Origin of the sequence: Desulforamulus aquiferis (assembly GCF_030577015.1) — a bacterium.
Classification (GTDB): domain Bacteria; phylum Bacillota; class Desulfotomaculia; order Desulfotomaculales; family Desulfotomaculaceae; genus Desulfotomaculum; species Desulfotomaculum aquiferis.
This window is the reverse complement of record NZ_JARPTC010000006.1, coordinates 1-20,446: the sequence shown is the minus strand read 5'-3', so window position 1 is coordinate 20,446 and position 20,446 is coordinate 1. Positions and strand designations below refer to the sequence as shown.

Genomic DNA, 20,446 nt, shown 5'->3' with positions numbered 1-20,446 from the left:
GCCTTAATTAAACCTTCAAACTTTCATAATTAATTATTTCACTAATATGTACGAACGAAATAAACTCCCCTAGACAGTCTTCAACCTATCTAACAGCTTTATACTTCCCCGACCCCTTCATTTCAATTTTATCAAGACCTCCTGCAAAATTTAGGTGGTAAAGGGTTGTGACAACTTCTGTGCTTTTATAATTAAAGAAGACCCGGCCATAGCCCGGATCTTCTTATAAAGAATAATATTATTTTTCACCCAACAACCCGTAAGCCATACTGTCAGCCAGGGCTTGCCAGCTGGCCTCAATGATGTTGGTGGATACTCCTACTGTGCCCCAGGTTTCTTTACCGTTGCCGGTCTCGATCAATACCCTTACCTGGGCCTCGGTGCCGGCCTTCTCCTCCAATACCCGAACCTTGTAGTCCAGCAGTCGCAGGGCCGCCACTTCCGGGTAGATGGTTTCCAGGGCCTTACGCAGGGCATTATCCAGGGCGTTTACCGGGCCGTTACCCTCGGCAGCAGTGTGTACAATCTCTTCTCCCACCCGCATCTTGATCACTGCCTCGGAGTGTATAGGCTGCTGCTCCCTAACCTCCAGTATCAGCCTCATGCTTTGCAGCTGGAAGGGTTCCCGGTAGCCGTTCATGGCCTTGCGCAGCATAAGCTCCAGGGAACCTTCGGCTGCCTCAAATTGGTAGCCCTTATGTTCCATCTTCTTAAGCTGCTCCAGGACCTTGCGGCCTTCGGGGCTGGTCTTATCAAGGTTAAGTCCCTTGTATTTATATAACAGGTTGGAAAGCCCCGATAACTCAGACATCAGTACCCGTCGTACATTGCCCACGGAAGCAGGGTCCATATGCTCGTAGGTTCCTGGTTCCTTCATCAGCGCACTGACATGAATGCCACCCTTATGGGCAAAGGCGCTCTCCCCCACAAAGGGCTGATTAGCCACTGGGTTTAAATTGGTTATCTCATAGACAAAGCGTGATAGCTCCGTCAAAAAGGATAAATTATCCCGGGGGATGGTGGTATAGCCAAGCTTCAGGGCCAGGTTTGGCACAATGGAGCATAGGTTGGCATTGCCGCACCGTTCACCCAGCCCATTTACCGTGCCCTGTACCTGGGTAACCCCGGCCTGAACCGCCATGATGCTGTTGGCAACTGCCATTTCACTATCATTATGGGCATGGATACCCAGCTCCACACCTGGCAGCTCAGCCGCCACCTGTTCTACCGCCTGTTGTATTTCAAAGGGCATACTGCCCCCGTTGGTATCACAGAGGATAACGGCCTCAGCCCCACCCAAAACGGCAGCCCTGAGAACTGCCAGGGCATATTCCTCATTGGCCTTAAAGCCGTCAAAAAAGTGTTCTGCGTCAAAAAACACCCTGAGCCCATTGCCCTTTAAGAAAGCCACCGATTCTTCAACCATGCGTAGGTTTTCTTCCAGTGTGGTATTAAGGGCTTTGGTTACGTGGAAGTCCCAGGATTTACCGAAGATTGTGGCTAGCTTTACACCGGAATCCAGCAGGCATTTTAGGTTAGCATCCTGCCCCGGCTCTACTCCTGGTCGGCAGGTACTGCCAAAAGCCGTTATTACGGCATTTTTTAGCTGGTGCTTTTTAATCCGGTCAAAGAATTCCATATCCTTGGGATTGGAACCGGGCCAGCCCCCTTCGATATAGTGGAAGCCCATCTTATCAAGGCGCAGGGCGATCTTGACCTTGTCATCTGCAGATAGGCTTACCCCCTCACCCTGGGTGCCATCCCGTAGGGTGGTGTCATATATTTTAATGGTAGGCTTTAAATTCCCAATTGGAGTCACACTCCTTTGCATTTCCTGGGGGTTACCTCAATTCTTTCAGAATAGCTTCGGTCATTTCCACAGTTCCCAGACTGGTCATGCCGGGCTGCATAATGTCGCCGGTACGGTAACCCTGCTCCAGTACACTGTTAACTGCAGCCTCAATGGCCTGGGCCTCCTGCTCCAGTCCAAAGGATACCCGCAGCATCATGGCTGCCGATAAAATGGTGGCAATGGGGTTTGCCAGGTTCTGACCGGCAATATCAGGTGCCGAGCCGTGGATGGGCTCGTAAAGGGCCACTTCTCCGCCAATGCTGGCCGAGGGCAGCATACCGATGGAGCCGGTAAGCTGGGAGGCCAGGTCGGTAAGGATATCGCCAAACATGTTCTCGGTAACCATTACGTCAAACTGTTTGGGGTTGCGGACCAGCTGCATGGCAGCGTTATCTACATACATATGGCTTAACTCCACGTCGGGATATTCTTTAGCCAGTTCCTCTACAACTTCCCGCCAGAGACGGGAGCTTTCCAGAACATTGGCCTTATCTACTGACATCAATCTATTATCCCTTTTACGGGCCATCTCAAAGCCCAGGCGAGCCACCCTCTCCACTTCAGCGGTGGAATACTCCAAGGTTTCCACTGCCTTTTGGCCGCCCTCAGGCAGGTCCTCCCGGTGCTTTTGGCCAAAATAGAGGCCCCCGGTAAGTTCCCGGATAATCATTATGTCCAGGCCGGACACAATATCCTCCTTTAGGGTTGAGGCATCTGCTAAAGAAGGCTTAACTGTGGCAGGTCGCAGGTTTGCATACAGTCCCAGGGCCTTGCGCAGGGGCAGCAAGGCTCCCCGCTCCGGGCGCAGGTGAGGCTCTAAGCTATCCCACTTAGGTCCGCCCACGGCACCAAGCAAAATAGCATCACTGCGACGGCACAGTTCCAGGGTTTCCTCGGGGAGAGGATGACCTGTGGCATCATAGGCAGCTCCACCAATCAGAGCAGTCTCAAACTGAAATTCCCGGTTATATTTCTCCCCCACGGCCTCTAAGACTTTGACTGCCTGGGGTACTATTTCCGGCCCGATGCCATCACCGGGCAAAAGAGCTATTTTATACACCTTGGTTCACCCGACCTTTTACGTAACTTATTAATCCCCCGGCATCAATGATTTGCCGCATAAAATCCGGAATTGGTACAGCCTGATACTTTTTACCCGTGGTTTCGTTAATGATTTCTCCGGTATCAGCGTTAACGGTGATTTTGTCACCTTCATTCAATTCCTCAATGGCCTCGGGGCATTCAAAGATAGGCAGCCCAATATTAAAGGAGTTACGGTAGAAAATCCGGGCAAAGGATTTAGCCACTACGCAGGATACCCCGGCAGCCTTAATGGAAATTGGGGCATGCTCCCGGGAGCTGCCGCAGCCAAAGTTTTTACCGGCCACGATGACATCACCCTGCTTAACCTTGGAAGCAAAGGTGGCATCGGCATCCTCCATGCAGTAGCGGGCCAGTTCCGCCGGGTCTGAGCTGTTCAGGTAGCGGGCAGCAATAATTAGATCCGTATCCACGTCATTACCAAACTTCCAAACATCACCCTGCAGTAACATTACAGCACCTCCTCTGGATGGGATATGTGGCCGGTTATGGCACTGGCCGCAGCCACAGCGGGATTGGACAGGTACACTTCACTCTCCACGTGACCCATGCGGCCTACGAAGTTCCGGTTGGTGGTGGAGATGCAGCGCTCACCCTGGGCCAGAATTCCCATGTAGCCTCCCAGGCAGGGGCCGCAGGTGGGGGTGCTGACAGCTGCTCCGGCATCTAGGAAGATATCAAAGAGACCTTCATGCATGGCCTGGCGATAAATCTCCTGGGTTCCGGGGATGATGATTAAACGTACCTTCTTGTTTACCTTATTACCCTTTAGCACATTAGCGGCCAGCCTCAGATCCTCAATACGACCGTTGGTGCAGGAGCCGATAACCGCCTGGTGTATTTCTATGCCGCCGGCCTCACTGACCGGGCGGGTATTTTCCGGCAGGTGGGGGAAAGCCACCTGGGGCTCAATCTTAGCTACATCAAATTCATATACCTTGGCATAGTGGGCATCGGGATCGCTGGTATAGAATTTATAGGGCCTTTTGGTTCTGCCCTCGACATATTGCCTGGTAATCTCGTCGGGCTGGATAATGCCGTTTTTGCCACCGGCCTCAATGGCCATATTAGCCATGGTAAACCGGCCATCCATGGAAAGCTGGCTAATGGCTTCGCCGCAGAATTCCATGGCCTGGTACAGGGCACCATCTACGCCGATTTTGCCAATGGTGTAGAGAATCAGGTCCTTGCCGCCAATCCAGGGTCCCAGCTGGCCATTGTACACAAACTTAATGGTCTCGGGAACCTTAAACCAGGTTTCACCCAGGGCCATGGCTGCTGCCAGGTCGGTACTGCCAACGCCGGTGGCGAAGGCACCCAGGGCTCCGTAGGTGCAGGTATGGGAGTCGGCACCGATGACCACATCTCCCGGCCCCACCAGACCCTGCTCAGGCAGCAGGCAGTGTTCAATACCCATGCGTCCCACTTCAAAGTAGTTAGTAAGCTCTTGACTATGTGCAAAGTCCCGCACCATCTTAGCCTGCTCGGCGGACTTAATGTCTTTATTAGGCACAAAGTGGTCTGGCACCAGGGTAACCCTTTCCTTATCCCAAACCTTTGCTACACCGATTTTCTGAAACTCCTTAATAGCCACCGGTGCTGTAATGTCATTGGCCAGCACCAGGTCAACCTTAGCATTAATCAGCTCGCCTGGTTTGACACTGTCTTTACCTGCTGCTGCAGCCAATATTTTCTCCGTTATTGTCATTGGCACGGTAACTTCACCTCTCTTAGTTTAATTCTTTGGCTGGTGATCAAATATCAGTTTATTCACCGCATTGACATAGGCCTTGGCACTGGCCTCCAGGATGTCGGTGCTGACACCCCGGCCAATATAGATTTTCTCGTTTTCCTGACACTTCAGCTTAACTGTTACATCACCTAGGGCGTCCTTACCCCCGGTGATAGCGTTAATGGCGTAGTTTACCAGTACACACTGGAGACCTGTGATTTTATCCACGGTTTTGTAAATGGCATCAACAGGGCCATCCCCACAGGCGGCCTCTTCCTTTAGCTCTTCGCCCTTCCTGAGTCCCAGGGTGGCAGTTGGCACCACGGTGCTGCCGCTGGAAATGTGCAGGTATTCCAGCAGATAGGTTTCGGGAATATGTCTGATTTCGTCCTCAACAATGGCCTGGATATCTTGATCAGCAATTTCCTTCTTTTTATCCGCCAGTGCCTTAAAACGGGCAAAGGCTAAGTTTAATTCTTCATCGGACAGTTCATAACCCAGTTCCGAAAGTCTATCCCTAAAGGCATGGCGGCCTGAGTGCTTGCCCAGAACTAGGTTGCTGGCTGCAATGCCAACCATTTCAGGGTTCATAATCTCATAGGTGGTCCGTTCCTTCAAAACACCGTCCTGGTGGATGCCGGACTCATGGGCAAAGGCGTTTTTGCCCACCACAGCCTTATTGGGCTGCACAGGCATGCCGGTAAGGGAGCTCACCAGACGGCTGGTGCGATATATTTCCTTGGTATTGAACCCGGTGGTGAGACCATAGCGGTCCTTACGGGTGTAAAGGCCCATTACCACCTCTTCCAGGGCGGCATTGCCTGCCCTTTCGCCTATGCCGTTAATGGTGCCCTCAACCTGGCGTACCCCATAGCCAATGGCAGCCAGGGAGTTGGCCACCGCCAGACCCAAATCATCGTGGCAGTGCACGCTGACCACAGCCTTTTCAATGCCGGGGGTCTTTTCCATAATGGCCTTGATAAAGAGGCCAAATTCCTCTGGAGTGGAATAGCCCACTGTGTCCGGTACGTTAATAACGGTGGCACCGGCCTTAATGACTTCTCCGAAGACCCGGGCCAGATAATCCACATCTGACCGGGAGGCATCCTCGGCGGAAAATTCCACATCCGAGGTATATTTCTTAGCATGCTTTACAGCTGCCACCGCGGCCTCAATTACCTGCTCCCGGTCCTTGCGCAGCTTATATTTGAGGTGGATATCCGAGGTAGCTATGAAGGTGTGAATACGGGCCTGCTCCGCGTCCCTTACTGCTTCCCAGGCACCGTCAATATCTTTAAAGTTGGCTCTGGCCAGACCGGCCACGGTAACCCCCCTAACTTCCCTGGCCACCGCCTGGACGGCGGCAAAATCTCCTGGTGAGGTTATGGGGAAACCAGCTTCGATGATGTCTACTCCTAGTCGGGCCAGTTGTCTGGCTATCTGGAGCTTTTCATTTATGTTCAAACTGACACCAGGGGACTGCTCTCCATCCCTCAGGGTGGTGTCAAAGATGTATACCCGGTTACTCAAACCCATCCCCCCCGATCTATTTACTCGTTATCAATGGCATCACAGATGTCTTTTCCTGCCAATACCATGGGCATAACATTTTCCTCCGGGTCCACCTGGCAATCAACCAGCACCGGACCAGGGAAGCTAAAGGCTTCCTTTAGGGTTGCCTCCAATTCCTCCGCCGTCTTAACCCGGAAGCCCTTAAAGCCGTAAACCTGGGCCAGGCCGGCAAAATCCGGTACAAAGGAAAAGTCCACCGCAATATAGCGTTTGTCACAGTAAAACTCCTGCAACTGACGAACCATACCTAAGCGGTTGTTGTTCAGCACAAATATCTTAAGGGGTAGCTTTTGTTCTGCTGCAGTGCCCAGCTCATTGATGGTCATCTGAATACTGCCATCCCCAGTTACCAATACCACAGTTTCATCCGGCTTGCCAAACTGGGCACCAATGGCACCTGGCAAACCAAAGCCCATTACTCCCAGTCCCCCGGAGGTAACAAATTTGCGCGGCCTCTTCATGGGGAAATGCTGGGCCACCCACATTTGGTGCTGCCCTACATCCGTGGCCATTATGACATCTCCGCCGGTATGGCGGTAAATCTCTTCTATTACATATTGGGGCTTAAGGATCTCTCCGCCCTCATTATATTTAAAGGCCAGGTCTTTTTTCCAAAAGCTCACTGTTTCGATCCAGGAGGGATTCTTCCTTTTCTCTAGGCGAACCAGCAGGCTCTCCAGTACCTTCTTTGTATCTCCCACGATGGGAAGATGTGACTTCACATTTTTGCCAATCTCCGCCGGGTCGATATCCACATGAATCACCGTTGCCTCCGGAGCAAAGCCCGCAATCCTGCCGGTAACCCTGTCATCAAACCTGGCCCCCAGGGTGATCAATAAATCACACTCGGTTACTGCCTGGTTGGCAGCCCTGGAGCCATGGAGGCCCAGCATACCAAGGAAAAGTGGGTGATCCCCTGGGAAGGAGCCCAGGCCCATCAGGGTGGATACCACGGGAGCATCGATGGTGTCAGCCAGCCATAACAGTTCCTCTGAGGCGTCTGCGTTTACAACCCCGCCACCTATGTAGATAACCGGCCTCTCGGCCTGCATCATTAACTTGGCGGCCTGGGTTATTTGGGCTGCGTGGCCCTTAACCGTAGGCTTATAGCCCATAAGATTAACAACCTCTGGATACTCAAAGTCAATGCTGGTATAGGCCACATCCTTGGGTAGGTCAATCAGTACCGGTCCTGGGCGGCCTGTTCTGGCTATGTGGAAGGCCCTTTTAATGATCATGGGCAGCATTTTGGCATCTTTGACAAGGTAGTTATGTTTAGTTATCGGCATGGTAATGCCGGTAATATCTACTTCCTGAAAGGCATCTGTACCCACTTGAACCGTAGGAACCTGCCCGGTAATGGCCACCAGGGGTATGGAATCCATATAGGCATTCGCCAATCCCGTTACCAGATTGGTGGCACCGGGTCCTGAGGTGGCCATGCAGACCCCCACCTTGCCAGTGGTCCTGGCATAGCCGCTGGCTGCATGGGTTGCCCCCTGTTCGTGCCGGGTTAATATATGCTTTATCTTGCTGCTGTTTAAGGCATCGTACACAGGGAGGATAGCTCCGCCGGGATAACCAAATATTAAATCCACGCCCTCTAATTCCAGACAGCGAACCAAGGCTTCCGCACAGGTTATTTTCAAAGCATATCCCTCCCGATTTTCAAATTATTTCTTCAACCAGGGCATCATCCTGCGGAGCTCTGCTCCAACCTCTTCGATCTGATGCTCCTGCTCCATTTTGCGAATTGCATTAAATTGGGGACCCTTAACCTGGTTTTCCAGCATCCAGTTGCGGGCAAAGGTGCCGTCCTGGATCTCCTGTAGTACATATCTCATTTCCTGACGGGTTTCTTCGGTAATAATGCGTGGTCCAATCATATAGTCACCATACTCAGCGGTGTTGCTTACTGAATATCTCATGCGGGAAAGACCGCCCTCGTAAATGAGGTCTACAATCAGCTTCAGCTCATGGAGGCACTCAAAGTAAGCCATTTCAGGGGCATAGCCTGCCTCCACCAGGGTGTCAAAGCCGGCCTTAATCAGCTCACTAACGCCACCGCAAAGTACAGCCTGCTCCCCGAAGAGGTCTGTTTCAGTTTCTTCTTTAAAGGAAGTTTCAAATACACCTGCCTTGGTGCAGCCGATACCCTTGGCATAGGCCAGGGCGATGTCTTTAGCTCTGCCGGTGTAATCCTGGTGAACCGCCACCAGTCCTGGTACACCCTTGCCCTCTGCATACATACGTCTTACCAAATGTCCGGGGCTCTTAGGAGCTACCAGGAACACATCCACGTTTTTGGGTGGTACAATTTGACCAAAGTGAATGTTGAAGCCGTGGGAAAACATCAGGGCTTTACCTTCGGTTAGATAGGGCTCGATTTCTTCTGCATAGACACGGCCCTGGATCTCATCGGGCAGCAGGATTTGGATAACATCTGCCTGGGCGCACGCTTCGGGAACAATTGCTACCTGCAGACCATCTGCCTCTGCCTTGGCCCAGCGGGCGCTATCCTTGCGGAGACCCACCACAACATCAAGTCCACTGTCTTTAAGGCTCTGGGCCTGGGCATGACCTTGGCTGCCGTAACCCAGCACCGCAATTTTCTTTCCATTAAGTAATTCTAGATTAGCATCTGCATCATAATAAACTTTGACCATTTGTTAGTCCTCCTCTTTATTCCTATTGATATTGGTAAATTTGGCGCCACGCAGCATCGCAATTTTGCCGGTACGTACCAATTCTTTAATTCCAAAGGGACGGAGTGCTTCTTCAAAGGCATTCATTTTATCCTGGTTGCCTGTGCACTCAATTGTAAGGTTCCGGTGCCCATAGTCTACAATGCTAGCCCTGAATATCTGGGCAATCTGCATTATTTCTCCCCTGGTGTTGGCATCGGCGGAAACCTTGATGATTACCATTTCTCTATCTACATGGGGGGAGCCGGTAATGTCATTAATCTTAATTACGTCTACCAGCTTGTGTAGCTGTTTGCTGACCTGCTCCAGCACCCGGTCATCTCCCTCTACCACAATGGTCATGCGAGAGACGGCGGGATTCTCTGTGCGTCCCACCGTAAGGCTATCAATGTTGTAGCCGCGCCGGCTGAATAGGCCGGCCACCCGGGCCAATACCCCGGGGCTGTTTTCAACCAATACTGCCAGTGTACGGTACATTATGGCACCCCTTTTCTAACCCAACATCTCGTTCAGCGCCTTGCCCGGTGGGACAAAGGGCAGAACATTTTCTTCTCTTTCAATGACAAAATCCATTAACACAGGCTTTCTGGATTGGATGGCTGCCTGCAGCACCGGAGCCACCTCATCCTTTTTGGTAATTCTATAGCCCTCGGCACCATAGGCCTCGGCCAGCTTGACAAAGTCTGGGTTTGCCAGCTCTGAATGGGAATATCGGCGGTTATAGAGCATTTCCTGCCACTGGCGCACCATCCCCAGGAAGCCGTTGTTCATTATGGCCACATTTACCGGCAGCTCGTAATTCACTGCGGTAGCCATCTCCTGAATATTCATCTGGATACTGCCGTCTCCGGCTATGTCAAAGACCGTTTCCTCCGGGCAGGCCACCTGCACCCCGATGGCTGCGGGGAAGCCGTAACCCATGGTACCCAGGCCCCCCGAGGAGATAAAGGACCGGGGCTTGGAGTAGGTATAATAGTGGGCCGCCCACATCTGATGCTGTCCGACCTCGGTGCTGATCAGGGCCTCTCCGCCGGTCTGACGGTAGATTTCCCTGATAACATGCTGGGGTTTCAAGGTGTCTCCACTTTCATCAAATTCCAGGGGGTATTCCTTTTTCCAGGCGGTAATTTTATCACGCCAAGCTGTATCAAGCTTAGCCTCCAGCCTCTCTAACAGTTGATTGAGAACTGTTTTTACATCTCCCACGATAGGAATATCTACCTGGACATTTTTCCCCAGTTCAGCCGGGTCTATGTCAATGTGAATGATTTTGGCATCCTGGGCAAAGGCTTCAACCTTACTGGTAACCCGGTCATCAAACCTCACACCAACGGCAATTAAGAGGTCACAGTCGCAAATGGCGTAGTTGGCATATTTGGAACCGTGCATACCCAGCATGCCAAGGGCCAGGGGGTGTTCCCCGGGGAAGCCACCCAAGCCCATCAATGTGGTGGCCACCGGCGCCATTAGCGTTTCTGCCAGTCTCTTCAATTCCCCATGGGCCCCGGCGCTGATGATACCGCCTCCTGCATAAATCACCGGCCGCTGGCTCTGGGCAATGGCTTTCATGGCCTGGTTTACCAGGTCTTCCCTGCCCTTACGGGGAGGGTTGTAGCCAGGTAGGGCAAGAAAGCCGTTTCTCTGATAATCCATTGTTTCCGAGGATACATCCCTGGGTATATCAATGAGTACTGGGCCTGGACGGCCTGTGCTGGCTAAGTGAAAGGCTTCTTTCACAATACGTCCCATATCCCTAATGTCTTTAACCAAGTAATTATGCTTTGTTATAGGAAGTGTAATCCCTGTAATGTCAGCTTCCTGAAAAGAGTCCCGGCCTAACATGGCTGTTGGCACCTGGCCGGTTATAGCCACCAGGGGCACTGAATCCATGTAGGCATTGGCAATTCCTGTTACCAGGTTGGTGGCCCCTGGCCCCGAGGTGGCCAGGCAAACTCCCACCTTCCCCGAAGCCCTGGCATAGCCATCCGCTGCATGGACAGCACCCTGCTCATGTCTGGTCAGTATATGATTTAAGTCCGCATCATAAAGGGCATCGTAGATTGGAAGCACCTGTCCTCCGGGATAACCAAAGATATGTTCTACTTCCATCTCTTTTAATGCATCTATTAAAACTTGTGCTCCGGACATTTTCATTAGAAAAAACCTCCAGTTGGCTTATCAGTATTTCTTATTTAAGGACGGCTCCTTTTCCGGCGGAGGAAACCAGCTTGGCGTACCGGCCCAGATAACCACGGGTTACCTTTGGCTGCGGCGGCTGCCAGGCCGACATGCGCCGGTCAATTTCTGCCTGTTCAAGTTTTACCTCGAGTCGGAAGTTGGGAATATCTATTTCAACAATATCCCCGTCCTGAAGGACGGCGATAAGACCTCCTTCCGCTGCTTCCGGGGATATGTGTCCAATGGACGCACCCCTGGATGCCCCTGAGAAACGGCCATCTGTTAAAAGGGCCACTTCCTTATCTAAACCCATGCCTGCCAGTACCGAGGTAGGTCCTAGCATTTCTCTCATACCTGGACCTCCCTTAGGCCCTTCGCAGCGGATTACCACTACATCTCCCGGCTTGATTTGGCCTCCCATGATGGCTTCAATGGCCGACTCTTCACCGTCAAATACCCTGGCTGGCCCTGAGTGCTTCATCATTTCCGGGGCCACGGCGGCTCTTTTTACCACAGCTCCATCGGGGGCTAGGTTTCCCCTCAGGATTGCCAGCCCTCCTATGGGGCTGTAGGGCTCCTGGAGGCTTCTAATTACCTTTCTATCTGCAGTCTTGGCTTGCTCCAGCAGTTCACCCACAGTCAAGCCACTGACGGTTTTAATGTTCAGATTAATCAGACTCTTGCCGGACAGTTCCTTCATCACTGCCTGGATGCCACCGGCTACATACAAATCATCTATATAGTGGTCTCCGGCGGGATTAAGCTTGCAAAGATGGGGGGTTATCTGACTAAGTTCGTTAATAATATCTAAATCTATTTCAATTCCTGCCTCATGGGCGATGGCGGGAAGGTGTAAAACCGTATTTGTTGAACAGCCGAGGGCTAAATCCACCACCAGGCCATTGCGGAAGTTTTCCTCAGTTAATATATCCAGGGGCTTTAAATCTTCCTTAACCAGGTAGACCGCCCTCATGCCGGCCATCTTGGCCAGCCTGCGTCTGGCCGCCGATACCGCTGGAATAGTTCCGTTGCCCGGCAGGGCCATGCCCAGTACTTCCGTTAGGCAATTCATACTGTTGGCTGTAAACATCCCGGAACAGGAGCCACAACCTGGGCAGGCATTGTCTTCCATCACCGCCAGTTCCTCGGAGCTCATTCGTCCGGTGTGAACTGCTCCCACCGCTTCAAACATGTTGGTTAGGGAGACATTTTTATCCCCGTGCCTGCCTGGCATCATGGGCCCGCCGCTGACCACAATGGCGGGAATATTTAAACGGGCCGCAGCCATTAGCATGCCGGGAACCACTTTATCACAATTAGGAATTAGCACCAGTCCGTCAAAGGGGTGGGCCATGGCCATGGCCTCTATGGAATCTGCAATAAGTTCACGGCTGGCTAGAGAGTATTTCATGCCCGGGTGTCCCATGGCTATGCCATCGCATACAGCAATGGCGGGAAATTCCACTGGGGTACCACCGGCTAGGCGGACTCCTGCTTTAACAGCCTCAGCTATATCTTTTAAATGAATATGTCCCGGGACTATTTCATTAAAGGAGTTAACAACCCCAATCATGGGCCTATTCAGTTCCTCCTCCACCATACCCAGGGCCTTGAACAAACTGCGGTGAGGTGCCCTCTCCAATCCTTTTTTCATTACATCGCTACGCACGGCATACCCTCCTGTCTAGTTCGATAAAATAAAAAACCCCTCGTTCCTGGCATAATTGCCAGGGACGAGAGGTATAATCCTTCCGCGGTACCACCCTGATTGCTCCAATAGGAGCCACTCTTCCACCATCCATAAAGGCACGGTGGGGATTTTGATAACGGGTTTCCTTAACCCGGCCCCAATTACTTGTGCTGTGCACTTTCAAAGGGGCAACTCCAGGGTGAGCTTAGCCTGTCGTTAGCACCGGCTTGCACCTAATCCGGCTCTCTGTAGCTACCTGTATCAGACTACTATCCCTATCAACGCTATTTCCGTTTGGAATTACTACTTAGTATAAGTTTTTCGTCATACCCTGTCAAGAAATAGTTAGTTAAATTTCAGTTAAGCCCACCATGTTTTCTTTAGTAATTTTTTCCAAGGCATAAAGAGCCCCGGTGACAGTTAAAATATTGGCATCAAAAGGTTGGGGGCATTTAGATGACAGAAAATTGCGAGGTTGGGATGACCCAGAACTCGGATCTAGATTTTATCTTAAAGGTAGCCTTGAACGGTGCAGAATTCAAGCAGAGTGAGCGGAGATTATTTTTGGGGGAGCTTCGTGAAAGGGTCCTCAAGGTCCTCGATATAGCCCAGGCAAGATCTGACTTTGTTTACCCGGAATTCCTGCAGGCAATAAATGATCCCAGGGCAAATAACCTGCTTATTCACTATTGCATTTCAGTGAAGCAGGCTGCCAAATACGAGAAGCCTGCCAGAGAAAGGGGCCTGGAAGTATCCTATGTAAGCGACACTGCCTTTAAGGGCCCGGTGGGCCTGGTGGTATCATCAGATGATGCCGTTGATGTCGAGACCATTACTATTCAGGCTTAGGTAAACCTGGACGGGATGATCGAGTAAATGCATAAATTGTTTTAGGTGTACAAATTATATTTATATATTTATTAAATGTATACTTTAAATGGTGGTGATAATATTGACAACAATTATGGAGGCTGCTAAGGGCATTCTCTCAACCTATGTTGATGATGAACCCAAAAGCCCGATACATGTTGGGGAAGTAATGAATTTGTGGACCTATCATACAGTGTTAACAGAGATTAACCGATTTGTTGAGATGTCCTTGAATACCACAAGGGATGATGAGTTAGTCGTAGCTTTAAAGAATAGTTATAATGATTGCCGTGGCCACATTCAGGAAGTCGAAAGCTTATTTAGGGATGAAGGAATCCCCCTCCCCCCAACTTCCGAGAAAAAACCCCACTCCAACCCGGAAGATGTACCCCTTGGGGTAAAAATGACCGATGATGAGATAGCCAATGGAATTTCAGTAAAACAAGTGTCGACCCTTACTTTATGTGCCACCGGGCTAGCCCAGTCAATCCGCAGTGATATAGGGGAAATGTGGCTGCGTTTTTTAACAGATCGGGTAAAATTTGGTGCCTATTTTATGCCCCTATTGAGAAAGCGGGGCTGGATAAAGGTGCCGCCCTCATATTACCCTCCCGGCGCGCCGCAGCATTAGACTCTAAATCAATATAATAATTCATAAAACTGCCCCGGAGGATATAATTACTCCGGGGCGTCATACTTTAGATAGTTTTCAGCATGTCCCTAGCCGCGGCAATGGCCTTAGTCACAGCCTCAGGAGCCGGGCCACCCCTTACTTTTCTGGCAGCGGCGCAATATTCTACACCAATGGCCGTATAAATATCCTCGGTGAAAATCGGTGATAGCCCTTTGTACTCCTCAAGGGTGAGCTCTTCCAGGTTTTTACCCTGCTGGAGGCAATAGAAAACTGCCTTACCCACGATTTCATGGGCCTCCCGGAAGGGTACATTCTTTTTCACCAGGTAGTCGGCCACGTCTGTGGCGTTGGTAAAGCCACCCCTAGCAGCCTGGGCCATATTTTCCTTACGAACGGTCATGGTGGCCACCATAGGCTTAAACACCATTAGGCAGCCCTTGACTGTATCAATGGCGTCAAAGAGGGCCTCTTTATCTTCCTGCATATCTTTATTGTAAGCCATGGGCAAGCCCTTGAGGACCGTCAGCAGCCCCATCAAATCTCCATAAACCCGCCCGGTTTTACCTCTTATGAGTTCAGCCACGTCAGGGTTCTTTTTCTGGGGCATGATGCTGGAGCCGGTGCTGTAGGCATCGTCCAGCTCAATAAAGGCAAACTCCCCGGTGGCCCAGAGAATAATTTCCTCACAAAACCTACTTAAGTGCATCATAATGAGGGCTGCATCGGCACAAAACTCCACGGCAAAATCCCGGTCACTCACTGCATCCATGGAATTATTCTGGACAGAGGCAAAGCCAAGCAGCTCCGCAGTATATTCCGGTTCCAAAGGAAAGGTGGTTCCAGCCAGGGCGCCGGCACCCAGGGGCATAACGTCGGTGCGACGGTAGCAGTCCGCCAGACGATCCATATCCCTGAGGAGCATCTGAACATAGGCCATCAGATGGTGGGCCAGGGTCACGGGCTGTGCCCGCTGCATATGGGTGTAACCGGGCATGACAGTGCTCCGGTGCTGTTCCGCTAAGTTCAGTAAAGTCTCCACCAATTCCTTAAGCTGGGCCCTTATTTCTTTAAGCTCATCCTTCAGGTACATTCTAACATCCACAGCCACCTGGTCATTACGGCTGCGGGCTGTATGGAGTTTTTTACCCAGGGCACCTATTTTTGCTGTGAGCAGCTGCTCCACATTCATGTGGATATCCTCGGCAGCCACGTCAAATTCTACCTTGCCGCCTTCAATATCCGCCAGAACCTGGCGTAGTCCCTCTGCTATTTGCTCAGCCTCTCCTGGGGAAATGACCCCCACCTTGCCCAGCATGGTGGCATGGGCAATGCTGCCCTGAATGTCATGGCGGTAAAGTCTCTGGTCAAAAGAAATGGAGGAATGAAAATCCTCCACTAGGCTATCGGTTGTTTTTTGGAAGCGACCGCCCCAAAGTTTCATAGTCTTACATCTCCCACTGGTGTTTTGGATTTATCTTAAACCTGCTTTTTTCTCCATTATTGCCCGAACTTTTAAGGGCAGGCCAAATAGGTTGATGAAGCCCTCAGCATCAGCCTGGTTGTACACCTCATCCTTGCTGAAGGTTGATAGCTCTTCATCGTACAGGGAGTAGGGGGAACTGGTTCCCGCTGGGATAATGTTGCCCTTATAAAGCTTGAGCTTTACAGTCCCTGTGACGGTGCGCTGGGTGCTGTCCACAAAGGCATCCAGGGCCTCCCGGAGGGGGGCAAACCAAACGCCGTCATATACCAGCTCCGCATAGCGCAGGGCCATCTGCTCCTTGTAATGCAGGGTTGCCCGATCCAGGGTCAGGAGTTCCATTTCCCTGTGGGCATATACTAGAATGGCACCACCTGGTGTCTCGTAAACTCCCCTGGATTTCATACCAACCAGTCTGTTTTCCACCATGTCTACAATGCCAACACCATTGGCCCCACCAATTACGTTCAGCTTTTCCAGCAGGCTAACCGCATCCATTTTCTCGCCATTCACGGCTACGGGAATACCCTTTTCAAAGCCTATTTCTACAAAGGTAGGCTTATCGGGAGCCTTTTCCGGGGGCACGGTGAGCATGAGCATGTCATTAGTGGCAGGGTTGGCGGGACTCTCTAATTCCCCGCCCTCATGGCTAATATGCCAAATGTTGCGGTCCCGGCTGTAGATGCTTTTTTTGGTAACAGGCACGGGAATACCCCTGGCCTCAGCGTAATCTATTGCGTCTTCTCTGGAGCGAATATCCCACTCTCGCCAGGGTGCAACCACCTTCAAATGGGGGGCCAAGGCTTTTACTCCCAGCTCAAAACGAACCTGATCATTACCTTTGCCGGTGGCTCCGTGAGCCACGGCCACCGCCCCTTCTTTTTCAGCTATTTCCACTAGCTTTTTAGCAATTAATGGGCGGGCAAAGGAAGTACCCAGGAGATATTTACCTTCGTAAACGGCCCCGGCCTTCAATGTGGGGAATATGTAGTCCTCAACAAATTCCTTACGGAGATCTTCAATGTATAGCTTGCTGGCCCCGCTCTTGATGGCCTTTTCTTCCAATGGCTCTAACTCTTCCCCCTGCCCTAGGTCAGCAGTCATGGCTATTACTTCGTAACCATATGTTTCCTTAAGCCAGGGAATGATAATGGATGTGTCCAGGCCGCCGGAGTAGGCCAGTACAACTTTTGGCATATTTAAAAAGCTCCTTTCCTTCAGCCCGGTATTGCTTAACCCTGCCCCTCCCTTTCACGGAGGCAGCAGGGCTTGTAATGTCAATAATCCCGGGTGGTTGTTGTGTATTTGATATAAGGTTAGTATTTTCGACAATTGAATGGATATTCCTACCACGGGTGAAAAATTTTAAACCAACATCGCCAGCACTGCCTTCTGGGCATGCAGGCGGTTCTCTGCTTCGTCCCAGACCACCGAGTGGGAGCCGTCGATGATTTCAGCGGTTACTTCTTCGCCCCGGTGGGCCGGTAGACAGTGTAGGAAGATGAAATCCGGCTTGGCATGGGAGCATAGCTCCTCATTTACCTGATAAGCGGCAAAGGCCTTTTCCCGTATTTTTTGCTCCTCTTCCTGGCCCATGCTGGCCCAAACGTCGGTGACAATAACATCGGCATTTTTAACTGCCTCTATGGGGTCGGAAACCACTTCTATGCTGGTTCCTGTCAAAAGGGCATCCTGCTTGGCCAGTTCTACTACTTTGGCATTGGGCTTATAGCCGTCCGGTGAGGCAATGGCTACTTTCATGCCCACCTTGGCACAGCCATACATCAATGAATGGGCGATATTGTTGCCATCACCAATGTAGGCTAGTTTTAAGCCTGACAGAGTACCCTTATGCTCTTTAACGGTCATTAGATCGGCAAGAATCTGACAGGGGTGTGTCAAATCTGTAAGTCCGTTGATTACCGGGATGGTGGCGTAGGTCGCCAGCTCCTCCACCTCATTCTGGTCAAAGGTCCTGATCATTATGCCGTCCACAAACCGTGACAGGGCCCTAGCCGTATCAGCCACCGATTCCCCCCGGCCCATCTGAATATCCCTGGGGCTTAGGAACAGGGCGTGACCACCCAATTGAAACATGGCCACCTCAAAGCTAACCCTGGTGCGGGTTGAACTTTTTTGAAAAATCATGGCCAGGGTTTTGCCCTGTAAATAGGGGTGAGGAATACCTGCCTTTTGCAGGGCCTTGATCCGTGCCCCCTCCTCCAGCAGGAGATTAACCTCCTCCACCGTAAAGTCATGCAGGGTCAATAAATCCCTGCCCTTTAAACTCATATTCGGGCTTGTCATTTGCGTTACCCTCCAGCAAAATTATCCCACGTTCTTTGTGGGCTGTTGATCTTTAAGAAATTCCGTAAACTGGTCCAACGGCACCGGCATTACTTCATCACCCTGGAGTAAATCCTGCAGTACGCCGGCCATGGCCCTGGCGGTATCCAGGGACGTTAGGCAGGGAACCTTATATTCAGCCGCCAGCCGTCTCAGACGGAACCCGGCCCTGCCGGTTACTTTACCCTTGGTTGGTGTGTTAACCACCATCTGAACATTTCCGGAGCGCACCATGGTGATAGGGTCCTCGGTACCTACCACCAGCAGCCCGGCAGCAGCCAGGGCTGAGGCAGTATTGAGGGTGGCGTAAAGCTTAAAGCCCAGGGCGGCATATTGCCGGGCCACCGCCACTGCTTCAAGCTTGTCACGGTCCGCCACCGAGAATAGCACCGCTCCACTGCGGGCCACCTTCAGGCCGGCCGAGGTAATGGCTTTATAAAAGGCATGGGAAAAGTTCTTATCCACTCCCATTACTTCCCCGGTGGATTTCATTTCCGGTCCCAGGGAGGTTTCCACCAGGCCTAGTTTCTCGAAGGAGAATACAGGCGCCTTGACGGTTATATGGTCGGACACCGGCCCCAGACCAGGCTTATAGCCAAGTTCACCCAGGGTTTTACCCATCATGCAGCGGGTGGCAGTTTGAACCATGGGTACACCTGTTACCTTGGATAGCACCGGAACAGTCCGGGATGCCCGGGGGTTAACCTCCAATACATAAACGGCTCCCTCACCAACAACATATTGGATATTCATAAGACCACATATCTTAAGGGCTGCACCAATACGGGTTGTATAATCCACCACCAGTTCTATTTCTCTCTTGCTCAGGCTTTGGGGCGGGTACACCGCAATGCTATCCCCCGAGTGAACTCCCGCCCGCTCAATATGTTCCATAATACCCGGTATAAAGAGATTTTTGCCGTCACCAATGGCGTCAACTTCTACTTCTTTACCACGGAAATATTTATCCACCAGCACCGGGTGTTTAGGAGATACCTGCACCGCGCTGGACATGTATTTTAACAATTGGTCGTCGTTATATACTATTTCCATGGCCCGGCCCCCTAAAACGTAGGAGGGGCGAACCAGCACAGGGAAGCCAAGCTCCGTGGCAATCTTGCGGGCCTGCTCCACCGTGAAGGCAGTCTTTCCTTCGGTTTGGGGAACACCCAGGCCCTTCAGCAGTTTTTCAAACTTCTCCCTGTCCTCGGCAGCGTCGATACCCTCCACAGGTGTACCTAATATCCTGACACCCATCTGGGCTAAATCCCCGGCCAGGTTGATGGCAGTCTGACCACCAAACTGAACAATAACACCCAGGGGCTTTTCTTTATCAATGATGTTCATGACATCTTCCACCGTAAGGGGTTCAAAATATAATTTGTCCGCAGTATCAAAGTCGGTGGAAACAGTCTCGGGGTTGTTATTAATAATAATGGCCTCGATGTTCTCTGTCTGCAGTCCCCATACTGAATGTACCGAGCAGTAGTCAAACTCCACACCCTGACCTATCCTTATGGGACCAGAGCCAAGTACAATGACCTTTTCCCGGTCAGATACGGACACTTCATCCTCTAAATCATAGGTGGAGTAGTAATAGGGGGTGGTGGATTCAAATTCCGCGGCACAGGTATCTACCACTTTATAGGTGGGAATTAGGCCATACTCCTTGCGCAATTCCCTAATTTCCCGCATGGGCTTGCCACATAGTCTGCCTATATGGGCATCGGACAGGCCGTAGGTTTTAGCCTTGCGCAGCAATTCCTCGCCAGGTGAGCCCCCGGCATTGCGGATCTGCTGCTCCAGCACCACCAGATCCTTAATTTTTTCCAGGAACCAGTAATCAATGGCAGTTAGCTGGGCCACCTCTTTAAGGGTCCAATAACGACGGAAGGCCTCTGCCACCACAAAGAGCCTCTCGTCATCTGGCCGGTTAAGCTTACTTTCCAGCTCCATCTCGGTCCAACTTGCACTGCCCTTCATTTGCAGGCTGTCTACACCAATCTCCAGGGAGCGAACGGCCTTCATCAGCGCCCCCTCAAAGGTACGGTCGATGGCCATAACTTCCCCGGTGGCCTTCATTTGAGTACCCAGTATCCTGTCACCGCTGGCAAACTTGTCAAAGGGCCAACGGGGTATTTTTACCACCACGTAATCCAGGGTGGGTTCAAAGCAGGCTGTGGTCTTGCCGGTGACCGGGTTGATGATCTCATCCAGGTTCAGGCCAATGGCAATTTTAGCGGCTATTTTAGCAATGGGATAGCCAGTGGCTTTAGAGGCCAGAGC

At 51.4% G+C, this 20,446-nt stretch carries 16 protein-coding genes and 1 other annotated feature; of the genes, 2 read left to right on the top strand and 14 right to left on the bottom strand.

What is annotated here, in order from left to right; translation table 11 throughout:
* Positions 1–238: 238 nt before the first annotated feature.
* From cimA to ilvD, 10 genes are read right to left on the bottom strand one after another with little or no spacing between them, the layout of a single operon-like run.
* A complete protein-coding gene (cimA, locus tag P6N53_RS04885) occupies positions 239–1,819 on the bottom strand; it encodes a citramalate synthase (RefSeq protein ID WP_304541619.1) in 1,581 nt (526 codons plus the stop codon).
* 22 nt (positions 1,820–1,841) lie between these two features.
* Positions 1,842–2,912 (bottom strand): 3-isopropylmalate dehydrogenase, encoded by a 1,071-nt coding sequence (leuB, locus tag P6N53_RS04880; RefSeq protein WP_304541618.1) that lies wholly within the window; start codon positions 2,910–2,912, stop codon positions 1,842–1,844.
* Positions 2,905–3,405 (bottom strand): 3-isopropylmalate dehydratase small subunit, encoded by a 501-nt coding sequence (locus P6N53_RS04875; protein WP_304541617.1) that lies wholly within the window; start codon positions 3,403–3,405, stop codon positions 2,905–2,907. The genes leuB and P6N53_RS04875 overlap by 8 nt, the downstream gene beginning before the upstream one ends.
* Complete coding sequence (gene leuC, locus P6N53_RS04870; RefSeq protein WP_304541615.1) at positions 3,405–4,667, bottom strand: 3-isopropylmalate dehydratase large subunit; 1,263 nt, start codon at positions 4,665–4,667, stop codon at positions 3,405–3,407. The genes P6N53_RS04875 and leuC overlap by 1 nt, the downstream gene beginning before the upstream one ends.
* 21 nt (positions 4,668–4,688) lie before the next feature.
* Entirely contained in the window at positions 4,689–6,215 is a 1,527-nt protein-coding gene (locus P6N53_RS04865; RefSeq protein WP_304541614.1) for a 2-isopropylmalate synthase, read from the bottom strand.
* Between the two features lie 20 nt (positions 6,216–6,235).
* Positions 6,236–7,906 (bottom strand): biosynthetic-type acetolactate synthase large subunit, encoded by a 1,671-nt coding sequence (gene ilvB / locus P6N53_RS04860; RefSeq protein WP_304541613.1) that lies wholly within the window; start codon positions 7,904–7,906, stop codon positions 6,236–6,238.
* 24 nt (positions 7,907–7,930) lie between these two features.
* On the bottom strand, positions 7,931–8,923 hold the full coding sequence (ilvC, locus tag P6N53_RS04855; protein WP_304541612.1) for a ketol-acid reductoisomerase: 993 nt from the start codon (positions 8,921–8,923) through the stop codon (positions 7,931–7,933).
* Positions 8,924–8,926: 3 nt separating this feature from the next.
* The gene (ilvN, locus tag P6N53_RS04850; RefSeq protein ID WP_304541611.1) at positions 8,927–9,439 is read right to left on the bottom strand and encodes an acetolactate synthase small subunit; all 513 of its coding nucleotides are present in this window, start codon (positions 9,437–9,439) and stop codon (positions 8,927–8,929) included.
* Positions 9,440–9,454: 15 nt separating this feature from the next.
* Positions 9,455–11,116, bottom strand: coding sequence for a biosynthetic-type acetolactate synthase large subunit (gene ilvB / locus P6N53_RS04845; protein WP_304541610.1), 1,662 nt, complete (start codon positions 11,114–11,116; stop codon positions 9,455–9,457).
* A 34-nt stretch (positions 11,117–11,150) separates the two neighbouring features.
* Positions 11,151–12,809, bottom strand: a complete 1,659-nt coding sequence (ilvD, locus tag P6N53_RS04840) for a dihydroxy-acid dehydratase (protein WP_304541608.1) — start codon at positions 12,807–12,809, stop codon at positions 11,151–11,153.
* Positions 12,810–12,866: 57 nt separating this feature from the next.
* Positions 12,867–13,121 (bottom strand) — a binding site (T-box leader).
* Positions 13,122–13,286: 165 nt separating this feature from the next.
* Between ilvD and P6N53_RS04835 the strand changes: the two genes are divergently transcribed.
* Together P6N53_RS04835 and P6N53_RS04830 are read left to right on the top strand one after the other, a co-directional pair.
* On the top strand, positions 13,287–13,679 hold the full coding sequence (locus tag P6N53_RS04835; protein ID WP_304541606.1) for a YueI family protein: 393 nt from the start codon (positions 13,287–13,289) through the stop codon (positions 13,677–13,679).
* A gap of 103 nt (positions 13,680–13,782) precedes the next feature.
* Positions 13,783–14,331 carry a DUF3231 family protein gene (locus tag P6N53_RS04830; protein WP_304541605.1) on the top strand — a complete coding sequence of 183 codons (549 nt, stop codon included), beginning with the start codon at positions 13,783–13,785 and terminating at the stop codon, positions 14,329–14,331.
* A 67-nt stretch (positions 14,332–14,398) separates the two neighbouring features.
* Here P6N53_RS04830 and argH read toward each other — a convergent pair whose 3' ends face one another.
* The 4 genes from argH to carB form a co-directional block, all read right to left on the bottom strand.
* Positions 14,399–15,775, bottom strand: coding sequence for an argininosuccinate lyase (gene argH, locus P6N53_RS04825; protein WP_304541604.1), 1,377 nt, complete (start codon positions 15,773–15,775; stop codon positions 14,399–14,401).
* Between the two features lie 30 nt (positions 15,776–15,805).
* Positions 15,806–17,011: an argininosuccinate synthase gene (locus P6N53_RS04820; protein ID WP_304541603.1), complete on the bottom strand. Its 1,206-nt coding sequence runs from the start codon at positions 17,009–17,011 to the stop codon at positions 15,806–15,808.
* Positions 17,012–17,179: 168 nt separating this feature from the next.
* Entirely contained in the window at positions 17,180–18,121 is a 942-nt protein-coding gene (gene argF / locus P6N53_RS04815) for an ornithine carbamoyltransferase (RefSeq protein ID WP_304541602.1), read from the bottom strand.
* A 21-nt stretch (positions 18,122–18,142) separates the two neighbouring features.
* Positions 18,143–20,446 (bottom strand): carbamoyl-phosphate synthase large subunit (gene carB / locus P6N53_RS04810; RefSeq protein ID WP_304541601.1); only part of this gene is annotated, 2,304 nt, incomplete at its 5' end.